Source organism: Brucella sp. GW823-FHT04E01, assembly GCF_058796175.1.
The window spans coordinates 603947-615376 of sequence record NZ_JBXAIK010000004.1; the positions used below are offsets into that span (position 1 = coordinate 603947).

An 11430-nucleotide genomic window follows, 5' to 3' on the forward strand; every position below is an offset into this window, starting at 1 on the left:
AATCATGGAGGATAAAAGCTTCCAAGCCGCCTATTCATAGCAAAATATCTATACAGAATTACTTTTGAACGGATTGCATAAGATGATTTCCAGAACCACCACCCTGACCGCAATGCTGCTTTCAACTGCGCTGCTGAGCGCTTCCTTTGCCGTGCCAAGCTTCGCCGAAAGTGCAGCAAAGCCGAATGCCCCGGCGACCGAGAGCACGAAAGCTGCACAACAGGACGCCATCAAGAAGCTGGATGCCATTTCCGGCGATGGCCTCGCAGCGGTGCGCGGCGTTACACTGGCGCGACTGGCCATTTTTCAGGGAACACCCGACCAGGCCAAAGTCATTCTGTCGACGGTCAAGGATGATCTGGACAAGGCGCAGAAAGACACTCCATCCCTGCTCGACAAGATGAAAGCGGCTGGCGCTCCAGCCGACGAAGTCGCCGAAGTTCAGTCGGGCACATTGCCGGTCGATATGGAAGTCGGTGTGGTCGATGACTACAAGCTGACGCCTGAAAAGGCTGCTCACCTGAAAAAGGCCAATGAACATATCCAGCATGGCCGCAAGAAAGAGGCTCAGGATGAGCTGAAACTCGCGGATGTCGATCTGGTGATAACCGAAACGACAGCCAATCTGCCTGCCATCGACAAGGATGTCGATCTGGCACTGGAACAGCTCGGCAACGGCAAATATTACGATGCCAACCTGACCCTCATCAAGGCGGAACATATGGTGACGATCCGCTCCAATATGTCCGTTGATAACAAGAAGGACACCGGCAAGACAGCCAATGCACCAGCCGACGCAAAGCCGACTGATGCGGCTAAGAAGAGCTGACCATCGCTTGTGAGAATAAAGGCCGGGATGTGAACCATCCCGGCCCTTTTTATGCAACGCTGAGCATATGGATCAGGCCAAGGCTGATTGCGCAGAGCGCAACGAGCGAAAGCACTGCGGTCAGTGTCACCCGGCCACCTGCCGACGCCACCGAACGGATATCGACGCCGAGGCCAAGGGCCGCCATCGAAATGATGGTGAGTATGGTCGAGGCATATTGAATGCCAGGCAGAATCGTTTCCGGTATCAGATGCAGCGAATGCAGCGCCATCATGCCAAGGAAGCCGAGGATGAACCATGGCACCAGCTGGAAGAAGCCCGGCTTGGCATTCGCATCCTTGTTACCGGCGAGAAGCGCCAGCGCAAGAATAACCGGTCCCAGCATCAGAACGCGCACGAGTTTCACCAGCGTGCCAAGCTGGACACTGATCGTCGCGACCGGCGCAGTGGCCGCCAGAACCTGTGGCACTGCATAAACGGTCAGGCCAGCCAGCACGCCATATTGCGTGTGCGAAAGCCCCAGAATCGGCACCAGCAGTGGCAGAAGCAGCACGACGACCACGCCGAGAATAGCGGTAAAGGCGATCGAAGCCGCCACGTCCTCGCTTCCCGCGCCGATAACCGGTGCGGTTGCGGCAATAGCGGAATTGCCGCAAATGGAATTCCCGCAGGCGACCAGCACGGCCATCCGATGCGGAAGCTTCAGCAAACGCCCGATCCCGTAGCTGAGCGTAATAGCCAGCACCACGACGCCTGCAATACCGAAAATAAGGCCCGAACCCGCGGCCACCACCGCGCTGGCGCTGATCGACGCGCCAAGCAATACCACTGCAATTTCCAGAAGAAGCTTGGCGGAAAAGCCGATGCCCTTGTTGAAATGCTTGCCCGGACGCAGGAACGTCCGCACGACCGTGCCGAGGAGGATGGCGATCACCAGCGCTTCGAGCCAGGCGCGCCCTGCATAATGTTCCTCGACTTTTTCGAGTCCGATCGCGGCGATAGCAACGGCGACGCTCAAGCCAAGTCCCGGGAGGATGTTCTGGATTTTGGAGTAGGTCATTTTCAGCACTTCAAATCTGACTGTCTGCATTTTTCGCATTATCCCGCGCAAAACCGCTTCGCACTTTTGCTGGAAATGCTCGTATGAGAATTATTTTTCGATTAGATGCCTGTTTTTCCCTGTTCAATCCATTTCATTATATGGCATATTTCATTTGAAAAAATCGAACGATCATCGCTATGACACTGGAACAGCTACGAATTTTCATTGAAGTCGCCGAGCGTGAGCACCTCACGCGAGCCTCGGAAGCCCTGCATCTGACCCCTTCGGCGGTCAGTTCGGCCATCCGCACCATGGAAGATCGCTACGGAGCGACGCTCTTCAACCGCATCGGGCGGCGGATCGAGCTGACCGGTGACGGGCGCATGTTTCTGGACGAGGCACGCGCAACGTTTGCGCGCGCCCGTTCTGCCGAGCGGATGCTATCGGAACTTGGTGGCGGCAAACGGGGCATTCTCGCCATTCATGCCAGCCAGACCATCGCCAGCTATTGGCTGCCGTCCTTTCTGGCACGGTTTCACGCCGCCTACCCCTTGATCGACGTGCGACTGACGCTTGGCAATACGGAAAGCGTTACCGAGGCGACACAGGAAGGCGTCGCCGATATTGGCCTCGTCGAAGGTGCTGTGCAGGCGCCGTCGCTATCAATCAGCAAGGTTGCAAGCGACCAGCTTATTCTGGTGGCGCGCCCCCATCATGACTGGGGTACGGGCGGCAAACTCACCTGGGATCGGCTTTTCGAGGGAAAATGGATCTTGCGTGAACAGGGATCGGGAACGCGCAGCGTTTTCGAGGATGCGATGCGCGCTTCCGGTTATAATCCGGCGCGACTGCATGTGGCGCTGGAACTGCCATCGAACGAAGCCATCTGTTCGGCGGTGCGCTCCGGTGATTACGTGACGGCCATATCGGAACTTGTCGCCGCCCCGCATCTTGCTGCCGGAACTCTGGTAAAGGCGGATTTTGCTCTCCCGCAGCGCCAGTTTCTCATGCTGCAGCACAACGACCGCTACAGGACGAAAGCGCTGCAGTCTTTCGCCAACTTGCTGAGTGGCGGGGATCAGCGGATCTGACGTAATAGCTCCGGCTGCGGGAAGCAGGTTGACGCCATGCCGTTTTTCGCCTGCCACAGGCCGATCGAGCGGCGGGTCTTGAAGCCGGGCAGACCGTCCGGCTTGCCGACATCATAGCCCAGCGCCTGCATGCGTTTCTGCATTGCGCCGATATCAGAGCGATACATGGAGCCGACGTCGCCCCATCCACGGCTGAAATCGCCCGCGCCATAGGCGATACGATCACCGACGTGACCGATGAAGAGCGCGTAGAGATCGCTCATATTATAGTCTTTGAGCACGTAGAAATTCGGGCTCACGACAAAGGCCGGACCGTAGCGACCAGCGGGCATGAGCAGAAAGCCCTCGCCCTTCATTTCATTGGCCGGAAACGGTTTGCCATTCACCCGCGTAATGCCGAGCTTTGCCCATTCGGCAATCGTCTTGCCCTGATCCGGACCTTCCAGCGAGCAGGATACGTTCTGCGGAACGCTCACTTCAAAGCCCCAGTCACGCCCCTTCTGCCAACCATGCAGCTTCAGATAATTGGCGATGGAGGCGAGCGTATCCGGCACCGAGTTCCAGATGTCGCGCTTGCCGTCACCGTCGAAATCGACAGCATGTTTCAGATAGGAAGTCGGCATGAATTGCGGCTGGCCGAGTGCACCCGCCCATGAGCTTTTCATAGCGGCTTCGTCGATATAGCCCCTGGAAGCGATTTCGAGCGCAGCAATCAGTTCCTTCCGGAACATGTCCTTGCGGGTGGCCATAAAAGCCTTGGTGCCAAGAACCTCATAGGCATTGTAGGGAATCTTCACCGTACCGAAGCCGGATTCGCGGCCCCATACGGCAAGCAGGATCGGCCCCGGAACACCGTATTTCTGTTCGATGCGCTTCAGGAGATTGGCATATTGGCCATAGCGCGCCTTGCCACCGCTTGTGACCGCGCCCATCGTCTTTGCATTGAAATATTTGCCGGGTGCACCGAATTCCGCCTGTTTCTGCTCTTTCGGTGTCGAGGGCTTTTCGCCGGGGATGACAAGGTCTGGCAGCTTCCAGTTGATCGAGACACCGGCAAAAGCCTGATCGAACACGGCGCGCGATACGCCTGCTGCCTTCGCTTCCGGCCAAAGGTCCTTTTCGAGCCAGTTGCGATACTGGCTTTCAATCTGCGCCTTGGACGGCGCGGCAATGGCGGGAGAAATGGCAAGGCTGGCAAGCAGTGCGAGACCAATCTTCAGGCTATGCTTCCAATTTCCCGCTGCCATGCCTTCTCCATTAGTTCTAAAGGGTGGTTCTTGCCCGCAAGGCGGCAGCAAGCGTGCCTTCATCCAGATAATCAAGCTCGCCGCCGACCGGAACGCCATGGGCAAGCCGCGTGACACGAACGTCGAAGCTCGACAGCTGGTCGGTGATGTAATGCGCCGTGGTCTGGCCTTCGACGGTAGCGTTGACCGCGAGAATCACTTCCTTGATCTCACCCGTGGAAACCCGTTCCACCAGTCCTTTGATGTTGAGATCGTCCGGGCCGATGCCATCGAGCGGTGACAGGCGACCGCCGAGAACGTGATAGCGCACATTCATCGTGCCTGCCCGCTCCAACGCCCAGAGATCGGAAACGTCTTCCACGACAATAAGAGTGGTGGGATCGCGACGTTCATCGGTGCAGATCGTGCACGGATCGGACGTATCGACATTGCCGCAACAAGAACAGATGCGTACCTTTTCGGCAGCTTCCTGCATGGCGCCACCAAGCGGCACCAGAAGCGCTTCTTTCTTCTTGATGAGATGCAGCGCCGCACGACGGGCCGAACGCGGCCCAAGCCCCGGCACGCGGGCCAGGAGCTGGATAAGACGTTCGATTTCGGGACCGGCTATTCGTTTGGACATCTTTTAAGGCAATACGGCAATAGGGCGGTAAGACAATAAGGAAAGCAGAGGCAGCAACGTTTCGGGCAGATAAAACATACTGCCCTAATGCCTTACTGCCCTACTCACTTAAAACGGCAGCTTGAACCCCGGAGGAATCGGCAGACCAGCGGTGAGCGACTGCGTCTTCTCGGCCATGGCCGCTTCAAGCTTGGCCTTGGCGTCGTTATGCGCCGCGATGATCAGGTCTTCGAGGATTTCCACCTCTTCTTCCTTCATCAGCGACGGATCGATTTTCAGCGCCGACAGGGTGCCCTTGCCGGAAAGCGTGATCGTCACCAGCCCGCCGCCCGAAGAGGCCGAGGCTTCCATGGTGGCGATCTCGTCCTGCATGGCCTTCATCTTGGCCTGCAATTCCTTCGCCTGCTTCATCATGCCCATCATGTCACGCATGGGTTCACTCCATCATTCCGTAAATCAGTCGTCTTCAGACGGTGCGCCCGGTGTTTCCACCACGGCATCGAGGTCAATGTCCTCGTCGTCATTCTGTTCCGGTACGGCAATGCGCACGTCGGTGATTTTTGCCCCCGGAAAGGCCGCGAGAATAGCGGCGACATCGGGATCGGCGCGGGCATCCGTCACCAGATTGTCGCGTCGCTCGGTTTCCGCCTCCGAAATGGTCTGCCCGGCCACGTCACGCGCGACCGTCACTACCCAGCGAATGCCGGTCCAGTTCAGGAGGCGTTGCGAAATATCGCTCGGCAGAGATTTCGGCGCATCGTCGGTCAGGCCGATTTCGAGCCGCCCGGGTGCAATGGATGCAAGGCGCACGCAACCCTTGACCAGAATCTTGAACTGCATGTCGCGGTGCTTGTCGGCAAGTGCGACGACATCATGCAAGCTGTTGACCGGCACCGAAGGCTGCGGCGTGTTCTCGACAAACTGCTGCGGTGCGGCTGACGGCTGAACCGGCTGCGGTGGTGTTTCCACGATACGCATGGCTGTTGCCGGTCCACCGGAAGCTGGAGCCATCGAAGACGATCCAACCGCATCGGCGGCAAAACGCGCTTCCGGCGCACCACCGCCGCCATTCGGCCGCGGATTGCCCGGCTGCGGACGCGGCGCCGAAACGGAGCCATTGTCGAGACCGCGAATCGCCTCGTCCAGCGTCGGCAGATCTGCGGCATGGGCAAGCCGGATCAAAAGCATTTCTGCAGCCTGAACCGGTCTCGTCGCCGTATCGACTTCCGCAATGCCCTTGAGCAGCATCTGCCATGTGCGCGACAGCACACGGACAGAAAGTTTCTGCGCGAATTCACGACCGCGCACGCGCTCATCTTCCGACAGGGACACGTCTTCGGCCACATCCGGCGTGAAACGCAGTCGTGTCACGAGATGGTTGAAATCGGCAAGATCGGTCAGCACGACCGACGGGTCGGCACCGACATCATACTGCGCGCGAAATTCCGTCAGTGCGCCAGCCACATCGCCACGCATCAGCATCTCGAAGAGGTCGATGATACGGGCACGGTCGGCAAGGCCCAGCATGGAGCGCACGGCTTCCGCCGTGACAGTACCCGCACCATGCGCGATGGCCTGATCGAAGATCGACAGCGAATCGCGCGCCGAGCCCTCGCCTGCGCGTGCGATCATGGCGAGCGACGTATCATCCACCGCGATCTGTTCCGCTTCCGCGATGCGGCGCAGATGCTGCGCCAGCGTGCCCGATTCGATACGGCGCAGGTCGAAGCGCTGGCAGCGCGACAGAACCGTGATCGGAACTTTTCGGATTTCGGTGGTGGCAAAGATGAATTTGACGTGCGGCGGTGGCTCTTCCAGTGTCTTCAACAGGCCGTTGAAAGCCTGATTGGAGAGCATGTGCACTTCGTCGATGATGTAGACCTTGTAGCGCGCCGAAACCGGGCGGTAACGCACCTGCTCGATGATCTCGCGGATATCGTCGATACCGGTATGCGAGGCGGCATCCATCTCGATCACATCGACATGACGGCCTTCCATGATCGCCTGGCAGTTTTCGCCCTGCACGGAAAGGTCGATGGTCGGCTGGTCGATCGTATCGGTCTTGTAATTGAGCGCACGCGCCAGAATGCGCGCTGTCGTGGTCTTGCCGACCCCGCGAACGCCGGTAAGCATCCAGGCCTGCGCAATGCGGCCCGTCTCGAACGCGTTCTTGAGCGTGCGAACCATCGGCTCCTGGCCGATAAGGTCGTTGAAATTCTGGGGGCGATACTTGCGGGCGAGAACGCGATAGGCGCCATCGGCGGATTTTGTGTCCATAGCGACCCTTCCGTTCTTCCTGTTCCGCTTTTTCTCAGTCGCCAGTTTGGACCGGACGCATGAGCGGCGTCAACCAAAGAGGCAACCCATCAACAGTCGTCGGCGTAGCGAGAAAGGGTGGGAGGCTGGCACGATGACCCGTGCCGTGGCTCGTTAGGGCTGCTTCCTTCCGGACCTGACCCGGTTGGCGAGTGGCTCGTCCACCACCAACCTCCCACGCTGCATATCGTCAATTGTGAAGCAAAAAGCAAGGAGGGCGCCACGCAAAAAGCAAGCGCTGGACGAAAAAAACTGGTAAATGTCGGCCTATGGAACAATTCGAACTCGATAAACGGCTCAATGCCGACACTTTTTCCGTGGCCAAGCTCGGCCTGTGCGAGCTTCGGTTGATGAACGATCGGCGCTGGCCATGGTTGATCCTGGTGCCGCGCCGTCCTGGCCTAGCTGAAATCCATGACATGACGCCACTCGACCAGACCATGCTGACCTTCGAGTTGGGCATCGTTGCGCAGGCACTCAAGACTGTGACGGGTTGCCAGAAGATCAATACGGGCGCGCTCGGCAATATCGTTCGGCAGCTGCATCTGCATGTGATCGCCCGCAATGAAGGCGATGCGGGCTGGCCCGGCCCTGTCTGGGGCTTTGGCACCCGCGAGACCTATGACGAAAAAGACGCCCGCCAGCTGATCGCCGACATTCGCACGGCGCTTTAATTTGCTTTCACGCGTATCTTTTCCGAAAATCGTTTCACACTTTTCGGGATGCGCTTTAAATCCCCCAACAATGCCGAGATAGATATGACTTTCCGTCTCTACGATCTGCCGGAAATCGAACCGAGCCGATCTGTCGGATTTTCCGGCAACCGGATCGACCGCCAATCCGAAAAGCGGCAGGATGACTCTGCCTTCACAGCGCTGGAACTTCCCGAAACGCGAATCATGTTGCTTGGCGGTAACCGGCTGCTTCTCGACTACGCCGATGAAAAAGCGCCCCGCGCATTGTTCCGCCTCGGTGAGGCGAAGGACTTTGCGCCTGATCTTCACGAGCCGATTTTTCTCGGTCTTCAGGACGGCGCGCCGCTTGTCGCTTTGACGACACCGCTCGACCCCGAGACGACGGAAACGCCTTTCCGTCTGCAGGATTATCGCAGCATTTATACCGAAGGACTGGTATCCGCCGACCTGCTCGGCGCGCTGGCGCAAGCCGCAGCGCTGACCGCATGGCATGCCAATCACCGTTTCTGCGGACGCTGCGGTACAAAAACCGACATGCGCGCTGGCGGTGCCAAGCGGCAATGCCCGAACTGTGGTGCGGAACATTTCCCGCGTACCGACCCGGTGGCGATTATGCTGCCGGTACGCGGCGAAAAATGCATTCTGGCCCGCAGCCCGCATTTCGCACCCGGTTCCTATTCCTGCCTCGCAGGCTTTATCGAGCACGGCGAAACAATCGAGGCCGCCGTGCGCCGCGAAAGTGTCGAGGAAATGGGGCTCTCCATCGGTCGCGTTGCCTATCATGCGAGCCAGCCCTGGCCGTTTCCCTATTCGCTGATGATCGGCTGTCATGCCGAGGTTTTGAGCGACGACTTCACTATCGACCGTTCGGAATTGGAAGACGGTCGCTGGTTCTCGAAGGCCGAAGTGCGGACAATGCTGGAAGGCACACATGAAAATGGGTTGCGGGTGCCACCGTCCGGCGCCATCGCAACCCATCTGATAAAGGCCTGGGTCTACGACGCAGGCTGATTATTCTGCTGCCAGCAGATGCGTATCTCGGATATCGCTGCCTTTGTAGACGCCGAGAATCCGCACTTCCTTGGTGAAGAACCGCAATTCTTCCAGCGCGAACTGCAGATTGGCGTCTTCCGGGTGTCCTTCGACATCGGCATAGAACTGCGTGGCGATGAAACGCCCGCCGATCTGATAGCTTTCGAGCTTCGTCATGTTGATGCCATTGGTGGCAAAGCCGCCCAGCGCCTTGTAGAGCGCAGCCGGGACGTTGCGCACGCGGAAGACAAAAGTCGTCACGATGCGTTCGCCGTTTTCGGGACGCTGTGCCCATTGCTTGTTCTTGGACAGAACAACGAAGCGGGTCACGTTATCTTCCGAATCCTCGACATTTTCTTCCAGAATATCGAGACCATAGAGCTCAGCGGCAAGGCTTGGTGCCAAAGCCGCCATGGAACGGTCTTTCATATCGGCGACGAGGCGAGCCGCTCCCGCCGTATCGCCTGCGATGACGCCCTTCCAGCCATTCTGGCGGATGACGTTGCGGCACTGGCCAAGCGCATGGACATGGCTGTGTACCGTCTTGATTTCCTCGCGCTTGACGCCCGGAAGTACCATCAGCTGGAAATGGATCGGCAGGAAATATTCGCCAATGATATGCATGTCGGCGAGCGGCAGCAGATAATGAATATCGGCGACGCGACCGGCCAGAGTGTTCTCGATCGGGATCATGGCGAGGTCGGCAGCGCCGGTTTCAACCGCGTTGAAGGCATCCTCGAAAGTCGGGCACGGCAAAGGCTCCATATCGGGAAACATGTTGCGGCACGCCGTATCGGAATTCGCGCCCGCTTCACCCTGAAAGGAAATCCTGTTGGTTTTCATCGTACCATGCTTTCTTAAATGCCACTCATCGGTGGCCCGTTAGATACCCTGTGCTACAAGAATGCGCGCGCGGTCAAGATCGGCCTGCGTATCAACGCCGAGCGGCACCGTCCTCACAAGTTCCACATCAATACGCATTCCGGCTTCAAGAGCCCTCAATTGCTCGAGTTTTTCGCGCTTCTCCAAGGGAGACGGCCCAAGCTTCACAAAGCGTTCAAGCGCTGAGCGGCGATAGGCGTAAAGGCCGATATGGTGATAAAGCGGGCCTTCACCGTAGGGCGCGGTTGCGCGGGTGAAATAAAGTGCGCGCAGGCGGCTGTTGCCGGCAAGCGGGGAGCCGACGATCTTCACCACACTCGGATTGGTCTTCTCCGACTCTTCCTCGATTTCGACGCCGAGCGTTGCAATGTCGGCAGGTCCGTCTTCCAACGGCAGAAGCGCACGGCGGATGATATCGGGATCGATGGTCGGCAGGTCGCCCTGAACGTTCACCACGGCATCAAACTCGCCCGCCGGATCGACTTTCATCAATGCTTCATAGATGCGGTCGGAGCCGGATTCGTGATCCTCGCGCGTCATGATGGCTTCGTGGCCATGCGCGGTAACGATTGAAAAAATCTCTTCGCTGTCGGTTGCAACCACCGTCCGGCCCAGCTTTGCAGCCGCTGCACGATCGGCCACATGCACGATCATCGGCTTGCCGCAAATATCGGCGAGCGGCTTGTTCGGCAGCCGCGTGGACGCCATGCGTGCCGGGATAAGAGTGAGTGTCTTTAATGTCTGAAGCATCATCGCCTCTTGAGATCGATAAGGTCGCGGACGTCTTTTAAACCGCTTTCGAGGCGCTGGAAATGCATCAAAAGTGTCAAAAAGTCACGGGTCTAGTTACCGTTATAGGTGTTGCATCGCCCTGGTAAAAGACCTAGTTTCCGCCCGATGCCGGGGAGAGAATTGCGACCTTTATTGAAGGTTTGCATGCCGGCTAGGAGAGCGTTCTCGGGGAGAGCGTTTTGGTAGAGGGAGCGCTGACCGGCGATGAATTCAACCCGGACTAACAAGTTTATCATGGCTTTTCTGGCAACGGTTTTCGTTGTCATGACGACAGGCATCCTGTCCGATTCGCTGTTTCACTCGCCTGCGCCCGAAAAGCCGGGCTTTATCATCGAAGCGGCGGAAGCCTCGACCGGTGAAGGGGGCGCTGCACCGGCCAAGGAAGAAGTTTCCATTGCGACGTTGCTGCAGTCTGCCGATCCGGCGCGCGGTGAAACCGTCTTCAAGCGTTGCGCTGCATGCCATACCGGTGAAAAGGGTGGCGCCAACAAGGTCGGTCCGCATCTGTGGGATGTCGTGAACCGTCCGGCTGCCTCTGTTGAAGGTTTCGGCTATTCGGCTCCCATGAAGGAGTTCGGTGCTGCGGGCAACAAGTGGGATTTTGAACATCTCAACAAGTTCCTGACCTCGCCGAAGGGCTACATCAAGGGCACGGCCATGGGCTTTGCTGGCGACAAGAAGGACAATGAACGCGCTGATCTGATCGCTTATCTGCGCACACTGTCCGACAATCCGGCTCCGCTGCCGACCGCTGATGCGGCACCTGCCGCTGATGGCGATGCAAAGCCGGCTGAGGGCGGCGAAGCCAAGCCAGCCGAAGGCGAAAAGCCTGCAGAAGGCGGCGAACAGAAGCCTGCAGAACCGGCACCCGCCAATTAAGCC

Annotated in this window: 12 protein-coding genes and 1 other RNA gene; 5 read left to right on the plus strand and 8 right to left on the minus strand. The window is 58.3% G+C overall.

Translation table 11 applies throughout. The annotated features are described in order from the left end of the window. Positions 1-82 precede the first annotated feature (82 nt). Positions 83-829, plus strand: a complete 747-nt coding sequence (locus AC1RHM_RS17960; protein WP_010657834.1) for a YfdX family protein — start codon at positions 83-85, stop codon at positions 827-829. A gap of 49 nt (positions 830-878) precedes the next feature. Here AC1RHM_RS17960 and AC1RHM_RS17965 read toward each other — a convergent pair whose 3' ends face one another. Continuing rightward, the gene (locus tag AC1RHM_RS17965; RefSeq protein WP_010657833.1) at positions 879-1889 is read right to left on the minus strand and encodes a YeiH family protein; all 1011 of its coding nucleotides are present in this window, start codon (positions 1887-1889) and stop codon (positions 879-881) included. 179 nt (positions 1890-2068) lie between these two features. Between AC1RHM_RS17965 and AC1RHM_RS17970 the strand changes: the two genes are divergently transcribed. Continuing rightward, entirely contained in the window at positions 2069-2962 is an 894-nt protein-coding gene (locus AC1RHM_RS17970) for a LysR family transcriptional regulator (protein ID WP_010657832.1), read from the plus strand. Here AC1RHM_RS17970 and AC1RHM_RS17975 read toward each other — a convergent pair. The 5 genes from AC1RHM_RS17975 to ffs all read right to left on the minus strand — a co-directional run bounded on the left by AC1RHM_RS17975 (position 2950) and on the right by ffs (position 7323). After that, positions 2950-4209: a lytic murein transglycosylase gene (locus AC1RHM_RS17975; RefSeq protein ID WP_010657831.1), complete on the minus strand. Its 1260-nt coding sequence runs from the start codon at positions 4207-4209 to the stop codon at positions 2950-2952. The two genes, AC1RHM_RS17970 and AC1RHM_RS17975, sit on opposite strands and share 13 nt — an antisense overlap. Positions 4210-4225: 16 nt before the next feature. Beyond that, entirely contained in the window at positions 4226-4831 is a 606-nt protein-coding gene (gene recR / locus AC1RHM_RS17980; protein WP_010657830.1) for a recombination mediator RecR, read from the minus strand. Positions 4832-4939: 108 nt separating this feature from the next. Beyond that, entirely contained in the window at positions 4940-5263 is a 324-nt protein-coding gene (locus tag AC1RHM_RS17985) for a YbaB/EbfC family nucleoid-associated protein (protein WP_010657829.1), read from the minus strand. Between the two features lie 24 nt (positions 5264-5287). Continuing rightward, complete coding sequence (locus AC1RHM_RS17990) at positions 5288-7108, minus strand: DNA polymerase III subunit gamma/tau (RefSeq protein WP_010657828.1); 1821 nt, start codon at positions 7106-7108, stop codon at positions 5288-5290. Positions 7109-7225: 117 nt separating this feature from the next. Then, positions 7226-7323: signal recognition particle sRNA small type (ffs, locus tag AC1RHM_RS17995), an RNA gene on the minus strand. A gap of 93 nt (positions 7324-7416) precedes the next feature. On the opposite strand from ffs, the gene AC1RHM_RS18000 reads away from it, so the two are divergent. Both AC1RHM_RS18000 and nudC read left to right on the plus strand, forming a co-directional pair. Next, a complete protein-coding gene (locus AC1RHM_RS18000) occupies positions 7417-7821 on the plus strand; it encodes an HIT domain-containing protein (RefSeq protein ID WP_010657827.1) in 405 nt (134 codons plus the stop codon). Between the two features lie 84 nt (positions 7822-7905). Continuing rightward, entirely contained in the window at positions 7906-8853 is a 948-nt protein-coding gene (nudC, locus tag AC1RHM_RS18005) for an NAD(+) diphosphatase (RefSeq protein WP_010657826.1), read from the plus strand. Here nudC and AC1RHM_RS18010 read toward each other — a convergent pair whose 3' ends face one another. Together AC1RHM_RS18010 and AC1RHM_RS18015 are read right to left on the minus strand one after the other, a co-directional pair. Beyond that, positions 8854-9717 carry a prephenate dehydratase gene (locus tag AC1RHM_RS18010; RefSeq protein WP_010657825.1) on the minus strand — a complete coding sequence of 288 codons (864 nt, stop codon included), beginning with the start codon at positions 9715-9717 and terminating at the stop codon, positions 8854-8856. It lies immediately after the preceding gene. A 39-nt stretch (positions 9718-9756) separates the two neighbouring features. After that, a complete protein-coding gene (locus AC1RHM_RS18015; protein ID WP_010657824.1) occupies positions 9757-10506 on the minus strand; it encodes a 3-deoxy-manno-octulosonate cytidylyltransferase in 750 nt (249 codons plus the stop codon). Positions 10507-10752: 246 nt separating this feature from the next. Here AC1RHM_RS18015 and AC1RHM_RS18020 point away from each other — a divergent pair, with 246 nt between their 5' ends. Further along, positions 10753-11427, plus strand: a complete 675-nt coding sequence (locus AC1RHM_RS18020) for a c-type cytochrome (protein ID WP_029375830.1) — start codon at positions 10753-10755, stop codon at positions 11425-11427. Positions 11428-11430 lie beyond the last annotated feature (3 nt).